General features: G+C 72.6%; 18 protein-coding genes. 5 read left to right on the top strand and 13 right to left on the bottom strand.

Annotation, left to right across the window (positions count from 1 at the left end; genetic code table 11):
* The 7 genes from ADL29_RS31280 to ADL29_RS31310 form a co-directional block, all read right to left on the bottom strand.
* On the bottom strand, positions 1-524 hold a 524-nt coding region (locus ADL29_RS31280), incomplete at its 3' end, for a TerD family protein (RefSeq protein ID WP_169795276.1).
* 95 nt (positions 525-619) lie between these two features.
* Complete coding sequence (locus ADL29_RS31285; protein ID WP_046928637.1) at positions 620-892, bottom strand: GlsB/YeaQ/YmgE family stress response membrane protein; 273 nt, start codon at positions 890-892, stop codon at positions 620-622.
* Between the two features lie 90 nt (positions 893-982).
* Positions 983-1,801: an NAD-dependent epimerase/dehydratase family protein gene (locus tag ADL29_RS31290; RefSeq protein WP_053926927.1), complete on the bottom strand. Its 819-nt coding sequence runs from the start codon at positions 1,799-1,801 to the stop codon at positions 983-985.
* 117 nt (positions 1,802-1,918) lie between these two features.
* The gene (locus ADL29_RS31295) at positions 1,919-2,455 is read right to left on the bottom strand and encodes a hypothetical protein (protein WP_063788576.1); all 537 of its coding nucleotides are present in this window, start codon (positions 2,453-2,455) and stop codon (positions 1,919-1,921) included.
* A gap of 181 nt (positions 2,456-2,636) precedes the next feature.
* On the bottom strand, positions 2,637-3,347 hold the full coding sequence (locus ADL29_RS31300; RefSeq protein WP_053926928.1) for a response regulator transcription factor: 711 nt from the start codon (positions 3,345-3,347) through the stop codon (positions 2,637-2,639).
* Positions 3,305-4,519 carry a sensor histidine kinase gene (locus ADL29_RS31305; RefSeq protein ID WP_053926958.1) on the bottom strand — a complete coding sequence of 405 codons (1,215 nt, stop codon included), beginning with the start codon at positions 4,517-4,519 and terminating at the stop codon, positions 3,305-3,307. The genes ADL29_RS31300 and ADL29_RS31305 overlap by 43 nt, the downstream gene beginning before the upstream one ends.
* Positions 4,520-4,688: 169 nt before the next feature.
* The gene (locus tag ADL29_RS31310; RefSeq protein ID WP_053926929.1) at positions 4,689-5,459 is read right to left on the bottom strand and encodes an IclR family transcriptional regulator; all 771 of its coding nucleotides are present in this window, start codon (positions 5,457-5,459) and stop codon (positions 4,689-4,691) included.
* Positions 5,460-5,600: 141 nt separating this feature from the next.
* On the opposite strand from ADL29_RS31310, the gene ADL29_RS31315 reads away from it, so the two are divergent.
* The gene (locus ADL29_RS31315) at positions 5,601-6,116 is read left to right on the top strand and encodes a GNAT family N-acetyltransferase (protein ID WP_053926930.1); all 516 of its coding nucleotides are present in this window, start codon (positions 5,601-5,603) and stop codon (positions 6,114-6,116) included.
* On the opposite strand, the gene ADL29_RS31320 is transcribed toward ADL29_RS31315, so the two are convergent.
* Positions 6,108-6,779: a class I SAM-dependent methyltransferase gene (locus tag ADL29_RS31320; RefSeq protein WP_046928643.1), complete on the bottom strand. Its 672-nt coding sequence runs from the start codon at positions 6,777-6,779 to the stop codon at positions 6,108-6,110. The genes ADL29_RS31315 and ADL29_RS31320 overlap by 9 nt on opposite strands.
* 123 nt (positions 6,780-6,902) lie before the next feature.
* Here ADL29_RS31320 and ADL29_RS31325 point away from each other — a divergent pair, with 123 nt between their 5' ends.
* Positions 6,903-7,616: a DsbA family oxidoreductase gene (locus ADL29_RS31325; protein ID WP_053926931.1), complete on the top strand. Its 714-nt coding sequence runs from the start codon at positions 6,903-6,905 to the stop codon at positions 7,614-7,616.
* Between the two features lie 52 nt (positions 7,617-7,668).
* Entirely contained in the window at positions 7,669-8,739 is a 1,071-nt protein-coding gene (locus tag ADL29_RS31330) for an aminotransferase class V-fold PLP-dependent enzyme (RefSeq protein WP_053926932.1), read from the top strand.
* Between the two features lie 79 nt (positions 8,740-8,818).
* Here ADL29_RS31330 and thpD read toward each other — a convergent pair whose 3' ends face one another.
* From thpD to ectA, 4 genes are all read right to left on the bottom strand, one after another.
* Positions 8,819-9,718, bottom strand: coding sequence for an ectoine hydroxylase (thpD, locus tag ADL29_RS31335; RefSeq protein ID WP_053926933.1), 900 nt, complete (start codon positions 9,716-9,718; stop codon positions 8,819-8,821).
* Between the two features lie 106 nt (positions 9,719-9,824).
* Positions 9,825-10,241 carry an ectoine synthase gene (locus ADL29_RS31340; protein ID WP_053926934.1) on the bottom strand — a complete coding sequence of 139 codons (417 nt, stop codon included), beginning with the start codon at positions 10,239-10,241 and terminating at the stop codon, positions 9,825-9,827.
* 71 nt (positions 10,242-10,312) lie between these two features.
* A complete protein-coding gene (gene ectB / locus ADL29_RS31345; protein ID WP_046928648.1) occupies positions 10,313-11,581 on the bottom strand; it encodes a diaminobutyrate--2-oxoglutarate transaminase in 1,269 nt (422 codons plus the stop codon).
* Between the two features lie 151 nt (positions 11,582-11,732).
* The gene (ectA, locus tag ADL29_RS31350) at positions 11,733-12,299 is read right to left on the bottom strand and encodes a diaminobutyrate acetyltransferase (protein WP_078971430.1); all 567 of its coding nucleotides are present in this window, start codon (positions 12,297-12,299) and stop codon (positions 11,733-11,735) included.
* Positions 12,300-12,761: 462 nt separating this feature from the next.
* Here ectA and ADL29_RS31355 point away from each other — a divergent pair, with 462 nt between their 5' ends.
* Positions 12,762-13,853 (top strand): amidohydrolase family protein, encoded by a 1,092-nt coding sequence (locus ADL29_RS31355; protein ID WP_053926935.1) that lies wholly within the window; start codon positions 12,762-12,764, stop codon positions 13,851-13,853.
* Positions 13,854-13,895: 42 nt separating this feature from the next.
* Here ADL29_RS31355 and ADL29_RS31360 read toward each other — a convergent pair whose 3' ends face one another.
* Positions 13,896-14,900 carry a bile acid:sodium symporter family protein gene (locus ADL29_RS31360; protein WP_053926936.1) on the bottom strand — a complete coding sequence of 335 codons (1,005 nt, stop codon included), beginning with the start codon at positions 14,898-14,900 and terminating at the stop codon, positions 13,896-13,898.
* A gap of 348 nt (positions 14,901-15,248) precedes the next feature.
* Here ADL29_RS31360 and ADL29_RS31365 point away from each other — a divergent pair, with 348 nt between their 5' ends.
* Entirely contained in the window at positions 15,249-16,253 is a 1,005-nt protein-coding gene (locus tag ADL29_RS31365; protein WP_053926959.1) for an SCO1860 family LAETG-anchored protein, read from the top strand.
* Positions 16,254-16,331: the final 78 nt, after the last annotated feature.

A 16,331-nucleotide genomic window follows, 5' to 3' on the forward strand; every position in this document is an offset into this window, starting at 1 on the left:
GGACCGTGCCGGTCGGTTCGGTGCCGGCGAAGGTCGTGCCCGGCGCGTCCAGGCTCGCGGTGACCACGATCTTCTCGATGCCCTCGGGCACCGCGGCGGGGTTCACCACCATGGTGTTGGCGGGGGCCGGGCGGGGCGGCGGGTTCGTCCACGCTGACGCCGAAGTCGGTGGCGATCCCGGCGAGGCCGTCGGCGTAGCCCTGGCCGACCGCGCGGACCTTCCAGGCGCCGTTGCGGCGGTAGATCTCGACGACGATCAGCGCGGTTTCGGCGCCCAGCTGCGGCGGGGTGAAGGTGGCGATCACGCTGCCGTCGTCGGCGTTGCGGACCGTGCCGGTCGGTTCGGTGCCGGCGAAGGTCGTGCCCGGCGCGTCCAGGCTCGCGGTGACCACGATCTTCTCGATGCCCTCGGGCACCGCGGCGGGAAGGAGGCCCGACACATCAAGCTGCGCGGGGGCGGTGACATCCACCGCCACCCGTGCGGCGGTGAGGGGGAGATTCGAGCCAGGAGTCATAGCGGTCATGTCAAGGGTAACGATCGGCTCGCTTTTGCGGTTCCATTACTCGTCGTCAGAGGCGCATCAGGGCGGTATGAGGTGGTATCAGGCCGGATGCGTCCTCAGCGGCGTTCGCGGGAGTTTCCGAACAGCAGCCGGTAGACGATCAGCAGGACCAGGGCGCCGGCTACCGAGGCGATCCACATGGACGGTTCGCCGATGTCCTTCGGGATCGGGCGGTGCAGGATCTTCGTGGACAGCCAGCCGCCGATGAAGGAGCCCGCGATACCGATCAGGGTCGTGCCGACCAGCCCGCCCGGGTCCCGGCCCGGCAGGAGGATCTTGGCGACGACGCCCGCTATCAGGCCCAGTACGAGCCAGGTGATGATGCCCATGATGCGTTCCTTGTTCCTTCCGGCACGGTGCGTACACAGATCAGGACGCCGCAGGGGCGGTGCGGGTTCCGTGGGCGGCGCGGGCCGCGTTCAGTACGGCCACCGGGGCGGGTCGGTGCAGAAGGCGCCGCCGAGGTGCGTGTGTTCGGGGTTGCGGGGGTCCAGCTCGCCCTGGGCGGCGATCAGACCGGCGGCGTAGGGCTCGGAGTCGTCCTGCGGGTCGTAGCCGAGCGCACGGGCGGCGGACAGGTCCCACCACAGGCGGGTGTTGGCGGAGGAGCCGTAGACGACGGTGTGGCCGACGCCGGGTGCGGTGAGCGCGGCGTGCAGCAGGCGGGCGCAGTCGGCGGGGCTCAGCCAGAGGGACAGCATCCGGACGGTGGTCGGCTCGGGTTCGCAGGCGCCGATGCGGACGGAGACGGTCTCGATGCCGTGCAGGTCCCAGTAGAGGGAGGCGAGGTCCTCGCCGAAGCCCTTGGACAGGCCGTAGTAGGTGTCGGGACGGCGGGGGGTGTCGGCGGGGATCGCGCCGGAGCCGTCCTCGGGGCGCGGGGTGAAGCCGACGGCGTGGTTGGAGGAGGCGAAGACGATGCGCCGGACGCCCGCTGCGCGTGCTGCCTCGTAGAGGTGGTAGGTGCCCTCGATGTTGGCGCGCAGGATCTGTTCGAATGGGGCCTCCAGGGATATGCCCGCCAGATGGACGATCGCGTCGACGCCGCGTACGGCCTCCCGCAGCGCCTCCTTGTCGGCGAGCTCGGCGGTGACGGCGTCCCCGTTGTCGATGGGGCGCTGGTCGAAGAGCCGGAGGGAATAGCCGTACGGGGGCAGCAGCTCGCGCATGAGGGTGCCGAGGCCGCCGGCGGCGCCGGTGAGCAGGACGGTACGGGGGGAGGAGAGGGGGGTGGTCATGGGCAGGGACGGTAGCCGAGCCGGTCCGGCGCCGGTCAAGACGCTTGACGGGGTGTGGGAAGTGGCTTGCGGGGCGGTGGTTGCGGGGCTCCGGCCGGTGCGGGCGGCCGGTCCCGGTCAGGCCCGTCCGCGCGCGTGGCGGCGGCGCAGGACCCAGGTGCCCCCGGCGGCGGCCGCCAGCATCAGGCCGCTGCCGGCGAGGATCTCGGTGGTGTCGGGGCCCTCGCTCGTGGTGCCCGCGCCGGTCCGTACGCCGCCCCTGGGCATCGGCCGCGGCCTCAGGCCGGGGTCCCGGTTCCCGGCGGCGCCGACCATGCCGGTGATGTCCCTGCCGTTGGCGCAGGTGCCGCCGAGGCCGTAGTTGCCCGGCCGGGTGTCCGGCCTGACCCTCAGTTCGCCGATCAGCGTGCCGCCGCTCCCGCCGGGTCGCAGCGTGACGGTGCCCCCGCCCAGCGTGCTGGCATCCACGGTCGCCGAGCGGCTGTGCCCGCAGTCCCTGGTGGCCAGCGACACGCTGGAGCCCGCCCTGGCCGGGTACGGCGAGGCCTCGACCTCGCCGAAGCCGTCGGCGTACGCGGCGGGCGCGGCCGGGCCGAACGCGGCGGCGGCCAGCGCGGCACCGGTGAGCAGCCGGGGGGGTCGCAGGAATCGCATGGCACGGACCTCCACGAAGCGCGGCCTGCGGCACGCCGTTGTGCCGACGGGAGGGTCGGTCCGCGCCTCCTGGTCTCCGAGCTAATCGGTACGGCGCCGGGCGGGCCCGCCCGCCGGGACGAATGGGTGAACGGCGCCGCCGGGGGAGCGCCGGCCGGTCATCCCGGCCGTACGAACCCGCTCATCCCGGCCGTACGAACCCGCATTCGTACGCCGCGATCACCGCCTGGGTCCGGTCCCGTACCCCGAGCTTGGCCAGCACCGCCGCCACATGGGTCTTCACGGTGGCCGGGCCGACGCCCAGCCGGGCGGCGATCTCGGCGTTGGCCAGCCCCGACGTCATCAGCCGCAGCACCGCCTGCTCCCGCTCCGAGAGCCGGGCCCGCAGCGTCCGCGCCGCATCGTCCGCCGCCCGCCGGCCCGCATGACTGGCGGCCAGCGCCCGGACTGCCGCCGGGAACAGCAGCGAATCGCAGCGCGCCACCAGCCGGACGGCCTGGACCAGCTCCTCCGCCCCGGACCGCTTGAGCAGAAACCCGCTGGCTCCGGCGCGCAGCGCTTCATAGACATAGGCGTCGTTCTCGAAGGTCGTCACGACGATGATGCGGGGCGGGCCGGACATCCCGGCCAGCACCTGCTCGGTCGCCCGGATCCCGTCGATCTCCGGCATCCGGACGTCCATCAGGACGATGTCCGGCCGCAGTTCACGGATCAGCGGCACCGCCTCCGCGCCGGTCGCGGCCTCCCCGACGACCTCCATGTCGGGCTCGGCGCCGAGGATCGCGCGCAGCGCCGTACGCACCATCCGCTCGTCGTCGGCGAGGAGGACGCGCAGGGGTGCTTGCACGCTCACCGGGCGGCCCCCGTCGGGAGGCTGGCCGTCAGCCGCCATACGCCGTCGTGCGCACCGGCCGCCGCCTCGCCGCCCAGCAGCCGGGCGCGCTCGCCGATGCCGAGCAGCCCGCGCCCGCCGCCCGTGCGGGCGGCCGGTTTCGCATCCTCCACAGGGTTCTCCATCATGAGTGTCAACTCCCCTTCCTTCAGGCGCAGTTGCAGCCGTACGGTCACCGCACCGGCATGCCGCAGCGCATTGCTCAGCCCCTCCTGCACGATCCGGTACGCCTCGCGCGAGACCATCGGTGGCAGCGCCGCGCAGCTTCCCTCGATCGTCGTCTCGACGGTCAGCCCCGCCGCGTGGGTGCGCTCCAGCAGTTCGTCCAGGCCGTCGAGGGTGGGCGCCGGGGCGGTGGAGGCGGGGCCGTCCTCGCGCAACAGCCCCAGCACGGTGTCCAGTTCGGCGACGGCGTCGCGGGCGGTCTCCTCGATGGCGCCCAGCGCCTGCCGGGCGAACTCCGGGTCCGTGTCCAGGACCCGGCGGGCCGCGCTCGCCTGGAGGGTGACCGCGCTCAGCGCATGCCCCACCGAGTCGTGCAGTTCGCGGGCGAGCCGGTTACGGGACGCCAGATCGGCGGCCCGGCGCTCGGCCGCGGCCAGCCGGTCGACGGGCGTCGGGCCCAGCAGGACCGGCGCCAGACGGACCAGCAGCTTCCCGGCGCCCCAGATCGCGGCGGCCACCAGAGCCAGCAGCGCCAGCCCGGCGAGCGGGCCGAGCACGCCGGGCAGGGCCGTCACCGGCCAGCCGGCCTGCTGCCATGCCGACAGGTCGGCGTGCTGCCATTGCGCCCACTGGCGTTGCAGCGCCGACGAGAACGGCAGGGCCATCAGCACGACCGCGGCCGGTGGCACGGCCAGCGACAATCCGCTCACGATCGCGCCGACCGCCTGGTGCACCAGGAACCACAGCGCGGTACGCCGCCGGGCGGCCCACGCATACCCCGGCCCTTCGGCCAGCAGCTCCTTCGGCACCCCGCAGAACGTCCGTACGCCGTTCGCCGCCATGGGCCGCGCCGGTGCGAAGAGCAGCGCGGCCAGCCCGGCGGGCGGCAGCGCGACGCCGAACGCGATGAACTGGCTCCCGATGTCGCGGTAGGGGTCGGTGCCCATGGTCAGCGACACGATGACCGACGCCGCAAGGAAGTACGGCATCAACAGCGCGCCGCCCATCACCAGATAGGCCCAGCGCAGGAAGGTCAGTCGCACCGAGCGGCCCCGTCCCCGGCGAAGAAGTTCAGCGTGGTCATGACGGCCAGTCTCCCCGGTGCGGGGTCCTTCCCGCCTCGCCCCTGATGACGATCTCCCTCCGCCGCACGGGGGAGGCCGCCGCCCGGCCGCTTCAGAGGCGGCGGGTGACCCGTGCCAGCCGGTCGCGGGCGCCGAACAGCATGTCCTTGATCAGCTGCTCGTGGTCGGGGGTGAGGCGGGCCACCGGCACCGAGCAGCTGACCGCGTCCCGGGCCGGGGTGCGGTTGGGGATCGCGAGGCCGAAGCAGCGCAGGCCGAGGGTGTTCTCCTCGCGGTCGACCGCATAGCCCTGTTCGCGTACCGCGTGCAGCTCCTCGATCAGGGCCTCGCGGTCGGTGAGGGTGTGCTCGGTCAGCTGCGCCAGGTTCGGCGGCAGCATCCCCCGCACCTGGTCGTCGGTGAAGGTGGCGAGCAGCGCCTTGCCCAGCGAGGTGGAGTGCACGGGCAGCCGGCGGCCGACCCGGGCGAAGGGGCGCAGGTAGTGCTGTGACTGGCGGGTGGCGAGGTAGACGACGTCGGTGCCGTCCAGGCGGGCGAGGTGGACGGTCTCGGTGGTGTCGTCGGCGAGGCGGTCGAGGGTGGGGCGGGCGGCGGCCACCACCTCGTCGCCGTCGATGTAGGACGTGCCGACCAGGAGGGCGCGTACCCCGATGCCGTAGCGCGTCCCGGTCGTATCGGTCTCGATCCAGCCCAGGTCGACGAGGGTGCGCAGCAGCATGTAGAGGCTCGACTTGGGGTAGCCGACGGCCTCCTGGACGGCGGCCAGACTGTGCATACCGGGGCGGGCCGCGAAGTACTCCAGCAGTTCCACCGTCCGCACCGCGGACTTGACCTGCGATCCGCCGGCGTCGGCAGCTGACATCGCTCTTGACCCCTCTGTTCGGACAGCCATAGAGTCCCGGATGGTCATGAATGTCCATGGTCCGGGACGGTGTTCAGCATAGGGAACGCCGTCCGGGGTGCGGCAAGCCCTCACTCCGTTTTCGCCCGGGAGGAATGCACGGTGGCAGCAGCGGCACCGGCACCGGCCGGCCTCCGGGTCCGCGCCGCCGCCCCCGGGGACCTGCCGGCCATCGCCCGCCTGCACGCCGCCGCCCGCGCCGCCTACCAGCACGCCCGCTTCCCCGGCGCACCCTTCGACACCGCGGCCGAACGCGACCGGTGGCACGCCGCCTGGGGACGCGTCCTGGACCGCGACGACACCCCCGCACTCTGCGCCGTACGCCGGGACACGGTCGTCGGCGCCGCCTCCTACCGCCGCAGCGGCCCCGCCGTCGTCACGCTCCACCAGCTGCATGTCGACCCCGGCCACTGGGGCACCGGCGTCGGCCGCGCCCTGCACGCCGCCTGTCTGCACGCCTGGCGCGCGGCGGGCTGCTCCCGCGCGGTCCTCGAGGTGCTCTGGCACAACCACCGGGCCCGCGCCTTCTACACGGGCCTCGGCTGGCGGCCCGACCCGGACCGCCGCCCCGCCCCCGATGCCAGCCACCTCAGCCTGACGCTTCCGCTGTCAGCCTGACGCCCCCGCCGGCCGGACCCGCCGCGCGACGATCGCCAGCCGCCCGACGGTGTGCCCGTCCAGCGTGCGCACCGTGTCCTGCTGTTCCCGGACGGCCTCGAAGCCCGCCTCGCGCACCAGTCCGCGCAGCCGCTCCGGCGGATGGTGCCGGAACACCCCGCCGTCGGGCGTCTCGAAGACCCCGTACGTGCCGTACCGCTGCGCGAACCGCTCGTAGCGCTCCCGGTTGAACGGATCGCTCTGCAGCGGCACATCGCTCAGGTACAGCACCCCGCCCGGCCGCACCAGCCGCCCCAGCTCCTGCACGATCGCCGTCTGGTCCGCGTCCTGCCGCACACACGTCAGCACCGCGAACAGCAGCGCCGCATCGAACGCCCCGTCCTCGAACGGCAGCGGGAACCCCGCGCACCGCATCAGATCCACCCCCGGGTGCTCCCGCCGCCCCCGCTCCACCAGCGCCGCGGAGACGTCCACCCCCAGCACCGAGCGGTAGCCGAGCCCGGCCAGCTCGGCGGTCAGCCGCCCGTAGCCGCAGCCGTAGTCCAGCACCCGGGCCGTACGAGGGACGAACTCCGCCAGCAGCCGCGGGTCGAGCGGGTGGGTGAACGTCTTGGCGGCCCCGGTGGTCTCCCAGAATCCGGCCGCGTCCTGTGGGGTGGTCATGCCGGGACCGTACCCAGGGAATAGCCCGGCGCCCCCGCAGGTTGTACCGGCGTCCACCCGCCATGCCGTACGCACCGCAATGCCGTACGGACCATGCCGTACGAACGAGGAAAGCAAGCCCCCATGCGCGTCGAAATCTGGTCCGACATCGCCTGCCCCTGGTGCTACATCGGCAAGGCCCGTTTCGAGGCCGGGCTCGCCGCGTTCGCGCAGCGGTACGGCAGCGAGGGGGTCGAGGTGGTGCACCGCTCCTTCGAACTGGACCCGAAGGCCCCGGCGGCCACCGACCTCCCCGTCCTGGACATGCTGGCCGCGAAGTACGGCGTCAGCCGCGCGCAGGCCGAGGCCATGGAGGCACGAGTGGCGGACGCGGCGGCGCAGGAAGGACTCGCCTACCGCTCCGACCGGATCCACGGCAACACCTTCGACCTGCACCGGCTGCTGCACCTCGCCAAGGCGCACGGCGTCCAGGACGCGCTGCTCGGCGCCTTCTACCGCGCCAACTTCGCCGAGGCCCGCAACCTCGCCGATCCCGCCGTGCTCACCGCGACCGCCGTCGCGGCGGGGGTGCCCGCCGACGAGGCCGCCCGGGTGCTGGCCGACCCCGGCGCCTATGCCCGGGAGGTGCGCGCCGACGAGCGGGCGGCGGCGGAGCTGGGCGCCACCGGCGTGCCGTTCTTCGTCATCGACCGCAGGTACGGAATATCGGGCGGCCAGCCCGCCGAGGTGTTCCGGCAGGCGCTGGAGCGGGCGTACGCGGACGGCGGAACGGAGCCGGTGGCGGGCGGGGACGCGGCGGTCTGCGGGGACGACGGCTGCGCCGTACCCGGCAGCTGAGCGGCGCGGCGGCGCCATGGACGGAGCGGGGACCGTCCCGCACAGTGGGGGCATGCAGCGACATACGCCACTGTGCGGGGCGGAATTCGCGCCCGGCACGACCTATCTGAACACCGCCTCCGCCGGTCTGCTCCCGCGCCGCAGCGCCGATGCCCTGCGCGCGGCCGTCGAGGAATCGGCGTCGTACGGCACCATGGGCCGCGACTACTTCGGGCCGGCGGCCGCCTCCCGGGCCGCCTTCGCCCGGCTGGTGGACATCCCCGAGGAGCGGGTCGCGATCGGCAGCTCGGTCGCGGTGCAGTCCGCGTTCGTCGCCGCCTCGCTGCCGCCGGACTGCGAAGTGCTGGTCCCCGAGGGCGACTTCAGCTCCCTGGTCAATCCGCTGTGGGAGCGTCGCGTGCGCACCGTACCGCTGGAGGCGCTGGCCGAGGAGGTGCGGCCTCAGACCGCGCTGGTCGCCTTCAGCGCGGTGCAGTCCGCGAACGGCCGGATCGCGGACCTGGAGGCCGTACGGGAGGCCGCGCGGGCGCACGGCGCGCGGACGTACCTCGATGCCACCCAGGCCGCCGGCTGGCTGCCGCTGCGGGCCGCCGACTACGACTACTTCGTGTGCGGCGCCTTCAAATGGCTGCTGTGCCCGCGGGGTACGACCTTCATGACGTTCGGGGCCGACGGCGGACCGGAGGGCAAGGACTGGCCCGCGCCGCGGCACGCGGGCTGGGTGGCCGGTGAGGACCTCGGCGAGTCCGTCTACGGACCGGTCCTGCGGCCGGCCGCGACCGCCCGCCGGTTCGACGAACCGCACGCCCACTTCTCCTACGTCGGCGCCGAACGGTCGCTGGCGCTCATCGGGGAACTGGGCGTGGCGGCCATCCACGCGCACAACACCGCGCTCGCCGACCGCTACCGCGCGGGCCTGGCCGAGCGCGGCCTGACGCCCAGTCCGGCGCCCGGTTCGGCGATCGTGTCCACCCCCGGGCTCGCGGATGCGGCGGCCCGGCTGGCCGGAGCGGGCGTACGGGTCTCGGCGCGCAACGGAATGCTGCGCGCGGCCTTCCACCTCTACAACTCCACCGACGACGTGGACCGGCTGCTGGAACTGATCGGGCGGGGCGGCGGCTGACCCGGCCCCGGCACGGCAACGGCGCGGCCGCCGCACAGCGTCTGTGCGGCGGCCGCGCCACCCGTATGTACCGGCCCGGCTACTTCACCGGCGTGAAGTCCCGCGCTCCGATGTACTCCGGACGCCGCACCGGCGCCGCGAACGGCTCCTCCGCGGCGTTGTCCACGCTGTTGAACACGATGAAGACATTGCTGCGCGGGTAGGGCGTGATGTTGTCGCCGGAGCCGTGCATGGCGTTGCAGTCGAACCACGTCGCCGAGCCGGCGCTGCCGGTGAACAGGCGGATGCCGTGCCGGTCCGCCATCTTGGTGAGGACCTCGTCCGACGGGATGCCCGCGTCCTGCATCTGCAGCGACCGCTTGTAGTTGTCCTTCGGCGTCGCGCCCTCGCAGCCCACGAAGTGCTGGTGGGAGCCGGGCATGATCATCAGCCCGCCGTTGGTGTCGTAGTTCTCCGTCAGCGCGATGGAGACCGACACGGTGCGCATGTTCGGCAGACCGTCCTCTGCGTGCCAGGTCTCGAAGTCCGAGTGCCAGTAGAAACCGGACGCACCGAAGCCGGGCTTCACATTGATCCGTGACTGGTGGACATAGACGTCCGAGCCCAGGATCTGCCGCGCGCGGCCCACCACGCGCGGATCGGTGACCAGCTTCGCGAACACCTCGCTGATCTTGTGCACCTCGAACACGGACCGGACGCTCCGCGACTTCGGCTCGACGATGGAGCGCGGGTCGGCGCCCATCTCCGGGTCGAGGACGAGCCGGTCCAGTTCGGCGCGGTACACCGCGACTTCCTCCGCCGTGAGCAGTTCCGGGATGGCGAAAAAGCCGTCGCGTTCGAAGTCGCTCAGCTCGGACGGCTCGAACGGGCCGGCCGTACCGGGCTGCGACCACACCACCGGGTCCTTCCGCGGGGTGATCACCTCGGCGGTCCCACGGGTCGGGTACAGGTCGGCGATGCGCTCGGGTGCGGTGGTCATGGTGTTGCCTTCCTCTCCTCTCGTAACGTGCTACCAGCTACCTGCCGGTGTTGCGCGCCTGCCCGGCTGCCGGACGGGGCAGTCGGGTGACGGCGACACCTCGGCCTCAGACCAGGTCGGGCTCCGCCTCCGGCTCGGTGAGCAGCGGGTAGACCCCGTTCTCGTCGTGGTCCTCGCGGCCGGTGACCGGGGGGTTGAAGACGCACAGGCAGCGGAAGTCCTTCTTGATCCGCATGGTGTGCTTCTCGTGCCCGTCGAGCAGGTACATCACGCCGGGCGTGATGAGGTGCTTCTCACCGGTCTCGTCATTGGTCAGCTCGGCCTCGCCCTCGGTGCAGACGACCGCCTCGATGTGGTTCGCGTACCACATCGACGTCTCGGTGCCCGCGTAGAGGACCGTCTCGTGCAGGGAGAAGCCGACGCGCTCCTTGGCGAGCACGATGCGCTTGCTCTCCCAGGTGCCGGACTTGGCCTGGACGTGGCGGTCGGTGCCTTCGATGTCCTGGAAGGATCGGACGATCACGGTGGTCGGTGCCTTTCTGTGAAACGGTCGGGGAGCCGGGGCCGGCCGGATGGTCCGGCCGGCCGGGGCGGTCAGGCGCAGTCGCGGACCGCGCGGGCGAGGATGCGAAGTCCCTCGTCCAGCTCCTCGGGGGTGGTCGTCAGCGCCGGGAGCAGCTTGACGACCTCACTCTCCGGGCCGGAGGTCTCGATCAGCAGACCCAGCTCGAAGCAGCGCTTGGCGATCTTGTTGGCGAGGCTCTTGTCGAGGCACTCCATGCCCCACACCAGCCCGCGGCCGCGGTACTCGGCGAAGGTCCCCGGGTGCTCCTCGACGATGGCCTTCAGGTGCTCCTCGACGATCTCGCCGCGGGCGAGGGTCTGCTTCTCCATCTGCCCGTCGGCCCAGTAGGTGTCGAGCGCGGCGGCGGCGGTGACGAAGGCCGGGTTGTTGCCGCGGAAGGTGCCGTTGTGCTCGCCCGGCTCCCAGATGTCCAGCTCCGGCTTGAACAGGGTGAGCGCCAGCGGCAGGCCGTAGCCGCTGATGGACTTGGACACCGTGACGATGTCCGGCACGATGCCCGCCTCCTCGAAGGAGAAGAAGGCACCGGTGCGGCCGCAGCCCATCTGGATGTCGTCGACGATGAGCAGCATGTCCCAGCGCTTGCACACCTCGGCGAGCTGGCGCAGCCACTCGGCGCGCGCGACGTTGATGCCGCCCTCGCCCTGCACCGTCTCGACGATGACGGCGGCGGGCTGGTTGAGGCCCGAGCCGGAGTCCTCCAGGAGGCGCTCGAACCAGATGAAGTCGGGGGTCTGGCCGTCGAGGTAGTTGTCGAACGGCATCGGCGTGCCGTGCACCAGCGGGATACCGGCGCCGGCCCGCTTGAACGCGTTGCCGGTGACGGCGAGCGAGCCCAGCGACATGCCGTGGAAGGCGTTGGTGAACGAAACGATGGATTCGCGGCCCTTGACCTTACGGGCCAGCTTCAGCGCGGCCTCGACCGCGTTGGTGCCCGTCGGGCCCGGGAACATGACCTTGTAGGGCAGGTCCCGCGGCCGCAGGATGATGTTCTGGAACGACTCCAGGAACGCCCGCTTGGCCGTGGTCGACATGTCCAGACCGTGGGTGACGCCGTCCCGCTCGATGTAGTCGATCAGGGCGCGTTTGAGCACCGGGTTGTTGTGGCCGTAGTTGAGCGTTCCGGCCCCGGCGAAGAAGTCGAGGTAGGTGTGGCCGTCCTCGTCGGTCATCCGGCTGCCCTGCGCACGGTCGAAAATGGTCGGCCAGCCGCGGCAGTAGCTACGGACCTCCGACTCCACGGTCTCGAAGACGCTCAGGTCGGGCTGGGTGATGGTCACAGCATGCTCCAGGGAGATGAGTGCGAAGGAAGATCGAAGTCTGGGGGGAGGGGCGGGGCGCAGCAGGCACGGCCACGCGGGGCCGCCCGGTGCACGGGGTACGGGCGGGCGCGGCGCACCGCGGCCGCGCGGCCGGTCCGTACGGGGTCCGTCAGCGCAGACGTCCCGGTGGCGGGTCGAACGGGCCGATGAGGTGCAGCACCTCCGGCTCGTGACCCTGCTCGGGGAAGAGCCCGGCGTCGAAGAGCACCTCACGCGCGAGGCCGGTTCTGTGGCGCTCGGCGAAGGACGCGAACAGCCGCATGGAGGCGGCGTTGTCCGGTGTGATGGTGGTCTCGACGTGGCGGATGCCCAGCTCGCTCACGGCGCGGGTGGTCAGCCCGTCCAGGAGTGCGGCCGCCAGCCCCTGGCCACGGTGCGCGTCGTCGACGGCGACCTGCCAGACGACGAGGGTCTCCGGGCGCTCGGGGCGGATGTAGCCGGTGACGAAGGCTGCCGGCTCGCCCTGCGGGTCGCGGGCGACGACGGAGGTGGCGGCGAAGTCGCGACACCACAGCAGGTAGCTGTAGGAGGAGTTGAGGTCCAGAGTCCTGGAGTCGCGGGCGATACGCCAGATCGCGGCTCCGTCCTCCATGCGTGGGGTGTCGAGCTTGAAGCCCTCCGGCAATTCTCTGATATCGCTGCGGGCACGTGCATGGTCTGCTTGTGCGGCGGTCATGGGAATTAAATTTACCGAGGGAAAAAGGAAATTGCATCGCGGGCAGGGGTTACGGAGAAGGTTCGTCTGTGCTATCGCGCGGGTGCGCCCGAGCGCGCGATTCGGTCGCAGAATGTGGCGATTTGCCCCGGAAGTTTGGGAGGAAACGGACACGTTGTGTAGTCGGTCACAGCTCCGTAACGCCCCCGAGATCCGTCCGAATTCTGGCACTTGTCGCTAGCGAAATCTTGGCGTTTGAGCTGCGGAAAAGCGGGCAGAAGAATACGGGAAGCTACGCTTCTGAAGAATTGGGAATTCGCAACCGGAAGGCCCGCGGCAAGGTGTGCGGGAAGAAAATTCGGAAGGTCGGCCCGGTTTCCGGGAAACCCATGGCGGAATACGGCTGCGGGGCCTCCGGGGCGGCTGTGGCCGAGGGCCGGCCAGGGGCGGCGGGCCGCCGCCTACAGTGCCTGTATGACGTCCATGAGCGAAGGTGCGGCGCTGCACCTCAAGGGGAGGGTCCTCGTCGGACCGGACGAGGTACGCGATGAGCTGTGGGTCCTCGGCGGTCGGGTGACGTTCGAACGGCCCAACGGCGTGCGGGAGGTCACCACCGTCGGGGGCTGGGTGCTGCCGGGCCTGGTCGACGCCCACTGCCATGTGGGCCTCGACGCACACGGTCCGGTGGACGCCGAGACCAGCGAGAAGCAGGCGCTCACCGACCGCGACGCCGGCACGCTGCTGATCCGCGACGCAGGGTCACCCTCCGACACCCGCTGGATCGACGACCGCGCCGACCTGCCGAAGATCATCCGTGCCGGCCGCCACATCGCCCGTACCAGGCGCTACATCCGTAACTACGCGCACGAGATCGAGCCCGAGGACCTGGTTGCCTACGTCGCCCAGGAGGCCCGGCGCGGCGACGGCTGGGTCAAGCTCGTCGGCGACTGGATCGACCGCTCCACCGGGGATCTGAGCGCCTGCTGGCCGCGCGGCGCCGTCGAGGCGGCCATCGCCGAGGCACACCGCCTGGGCGCCCGGGTCACCGCCCACTGCTTCGCCGAGGAGACCCTCGCCCCGCTCGTCGAGGCCGGTATCGACTGCATCGAGCACGCCACCGGCCTGACCGAGGAGACCATCCCGCTCTTCGCCGAGCGCGGGGTGGCCATCGTCCCCACGCTCGTCAACATCGCCACCTTCCCGCGGCTCGCCGACGGCGGCGCGGCGAAGTTCCCCCAGTGGGCCGACCATATGCGCCGCCTCCACGCCCGCCGCTACGACACCGTGCGGGCGGCCTACGACGCCGGTGTCCCGGTCTATGCCGGCACCGACGCCGGCGGCTCCCTCCCGCACGGCCTGGTGGCCGACGAGGTCGCCGAACTCATGAAGGCCGGCCTCCCCGCCGGGGCCGCCCTCTCCGCCGCCACCTGGGGCGCCCGCGACTGGCTGGGCCGCCCCGGCCTCACCGAGGGCGCCCCGGCGGACCTGGTGGTGTACGAGACGGATCCGCGGGCCGATGTCCGGGTGCTCGCGGCGCCGCGGCTGGTGGTGCTGCGGGGGAGGGTGATCGGGTGACGGCGATCGGGTGAGGCGGGGGGCGGGGGCGGGTCTCGCCCGTCACCGCTCCCGCCGCGCCGAGCGGGCCATGAAGGCCGCCACCACCGCGCCCGAGACGTTGTGCCACACCGAGAAGACCGCCGCGGGGAGCGCCGCCGCCGGGCTGAAGTGGGCGGTGGCGAGCGAGGCGGCGAGGCCGGAGTTCTGCATGCCGACCTCGAAGGCCATGGCGCGGCTCGCGGGCGCGCCCAGCCGGGCCAGCCTTCCGGAGGCGTAGCCGAGCGCCAGCCCGAGCCCGTTGTGCAGCACCACGGCGAGCAGGACGAGCGCCGCCGCGTCCTTGATCGCCGCCGCGCTCCCGGACACCACCACCAGCACGATCACGGCGATGGTGAGCGCCGAGACCCAGGGCAGCACCCGCAGCACCCGGTCCACGAACCGCCCCGCGGCGACCCGTACCACCAGCCCGGCGACCACCGGCAGCAGCACCGTCCTGAGGATGTCGGTCACCATCACCCCGGCGTCCACGTCCAGGAACTGCCCGGCGAGCAGCAGCGTCAGCGGCGGCGTGACCAGCGGCGCGAGCACCGTGGACACGGTCGCCACCGACACCGAGAGCGCCACATCGCCGCGGGCCAGGAACGTCACCACATTGGACGCGGTCCCGCTCGGCGCGCAGCCGACCAGGATCACCCCGGCGGCCAGCTGCGGCGGCAGGTGCAGCGCGGTCGCGATCAGCCACCCCAGCCCCGGCATGATCACGTAATGCGCGGCCAGTCCCAGGCCCACCGCCCACGGCCGCCTGGCCACCGCGGTGAAGTCCGGCGGGGTCAGCGTCAGGCCCATCGAGAACATCACCACCCCGAGCAGCCAGGGCACGCCGGGCGCCCATCCGGTGAACCGCACGGGCCACAACAGTCCCACCGCCCCGGCGGCGATCACCAGCAGCGGGAAGAGGGCCACCGCGCGGCGCGCCGCCCGGTCGGAGGCGGGGAGGTCGCCGTGCGGTGCGGCGCTGCGCCGGGTGGCGTGGTCGGTCTGCTCGGTCGGCTGCTCTGTGGGCACGGCGGCACCCTAACCGCGGTCTGCATGTACGGGACAATGAATTCCGCGTGCCGGACGTCGCCGATGGGGTGGCCGGCCGGGACCGGGCGGGTCAACACGGGTCACCCGTGCGGTGGGGCGACTGGGGCGTACGTGGCCCACAGCGTCACGGGAATCGAATGAAATCACGGAAACCACCCATTTAGGTGAACTGGCCTCATGTGTCTGCCCGTTCACCCTCCGTGCGGACACGATGTGCGGGTCGAGGTCGTCGGCCCGCGTGATGTCCCCCATCGGCGCGGCCGGCGACTCCCTTTCTCCTGTGGGGGTTCCACTCACGTGTCCACCGGTTCCATCAGCTCCTCCGGCATGCCCCGACGGCTCGCCGCGACCTTCGTCGCCGCCGCCCTGACCACCGGCCCCGCCGTCCTGACCACCGCCGGGCCCGCGCACGCCGCCGGAAACCACGGCACCTCCGGCGCGGTCGTCCTCCGTACCGGGCTGCAGGTCGGACTGCTCCACAAGGCGCTCAACATCCCGCTGCGCGCCACCCTCAACGAGGTGCACGCCCCGGCCTCCGCCGGCAAGACGACGCTCACCGTCGACCTGGACGGCATCAACCAGGGTCGGCCGTTCAGCGTGGCGCGCGCGGACGTCGCCACCGCGCGGGCCACCGCCGCACGGCACCGGACCGAGGGCTACGCCAACCTCGTCCGCGCGAAGGTGCACGCCCCCGGTCTGGGGCCGCTGTCCCTCGTCGAGGTCGAGCAGGTGACCTCGCGGGCGGTGTGCGAGGCCGGGAAGCGGCCGCGCGCCGAGTCCCAGGTGCTGGGCGACGTCGTCGTCCTCGGCAAGAAGGTCGCGCTCCGGGCGGGCGGGACGACGGACGTCAAGGTGCCGGGGGTCGGCAACGTACGGCTCGATCTGTCGAAGCGGACGGTGACCGGCCGCAGCGCGGCGGCGACCGCGCTGGAACTGAACGTCGCGCTCAACCCGCTGAAGCTGAATGTGGCCGATGTCCGGGGCCGGGTCACGCTCGCGGAGGCGACGTGCACCGCGCCGCGCGGCAGCGACCCCGGCGGTTCCGGCGGTACCACGGGTTCCGGCGGTACCACGGGCGGTTCCGGCTCCGGGGGGACGACCGGCGGCTCCGGCGGTTCGACCGGCGGCAGCGCGGGCGGCACGAGCGGCGGCGGCACCGCAGGCGGCTCCCACCCCGGCTCCCACCCCAGTACCCAGAACCTCGCCGAGACCGGCGGCAGTGCGGCCACCCCGTATCTCATCGGGGGCGCCGCCCTGCTGGTCGCCGCGGGAGCCGGAACGCTCGGTTACGCGCGCCGGCGCCGCACCGCCGCGGCGGCCGCCCGCGGCTGACGGACCCGTACCCCGTGCCGGTGCTGTGGGGGCGCCGGCCGGGTACGGCCCCGCCGGGGCCTCGCCGAAGCGTGGTTC

Source organism: Streptomyces chattanoogensis, from assembly GCF_001294335.1.
In the GTDB taxonomy this organism is placed as follows: Bacteria; Actinomycetota; Actinomycetes; order Streptomycetales; family Streptomycetaceae; genus Streptomyces; species Streptomyces chattanoogensis.

Bases quoted from the DNA above. Each gene is read 5' to 3' on its own strand.
- ADL29_RS31365 (WP_053926959.1), top strand. From the start codon at position 15,249: ATGCCCCGACGGCTCGCCGCGACCTTCGTCGCCGCCGCCCTGACCACC.
- ADL29_RS31290 (WP_053926927.1), bottom strand. From the start codon at position 1,801: ATGACCACCCCCCTCTCCTCCCCCCGTACCGTCCTGCTCACCGGCGCC.
- ectA (WP_078971430.1), bottom strand. From the start codon at position 12,299: ATGACCGCCGCACAAGCAGACCATGCACGTGCCCGCAGCGATATCAGA.
- ADL29_RS31305 (WP_053926958.1), bottom strand. From the start codon at position 4,519: ATGGGCGGCGCGCTGTTGATGCCGTACTTCCTTGCGGCGTCGGTCATC.
- ADL29_RS31310 (WP_053926929.1), bottom strand. From the start codon at position 5,459: ATGTCAGCTGCCGACGCCGGCGGATCGCAGGTCAAGTCCGCGGTGCGG.
- ADL29_RS31320 (WP_046928643.1), bottom strand. From the start codon at position 6,779: ATGACCACCCCACAGGACGCGGCCGGATTCTGGGAGACCACCGGGGCC.
- ADL29_RS31300 (WP_053926928.1), bottom strand. From the start codon at position 3,347: ATGGCGGCTGACGGCCAGCCTCCCGACGGGGGCCGCCCGGTGAGCGTG.
- ADL29_RS31285 (WP_046928637.1), bottom strand. From the start codon at position 892: ATGGGCATCATCACCTGGCTCGTACTGGGCCTGATAGCGGGCGTCGTC.
- ADL29_RS31295 (WP_063788576.1), bottom strand. From the start codon at position 2,455: ATGCGATTCCTGCGACCCCCCCGGCTGCTCACCGGTGCCGCGCTGGCC.
- thpD (WP_053926933.1), bottom strand. From the start codon at position 9,718: ATGACCACCGCACCCGAGCGCATCGCCGACCTGTACCCGACCCGTGGG.
- ADL29_RS31330 (WP_053926932.1), top strand. From the start codon at position 7,669: ATGCAGCGACATACGCCACTGTGCGGGGCGGAATTCGCGCCCGGCACG.
- ADL29_RS31325 (WP_053926931.1), top strand. From the start codon at position 6,903: ATGCGCGTCGAAATCTGGTCCGACATCGCCTGCCCCTGGTGCTACATC.
- ADL29_RS31355 (WP_053926935.1), top strand. From the start codon at position 12,762: ATGAGCGAAGGTGCGGCGCTGCACCTCAAGGGGAGGGTCCTCGTCGGA.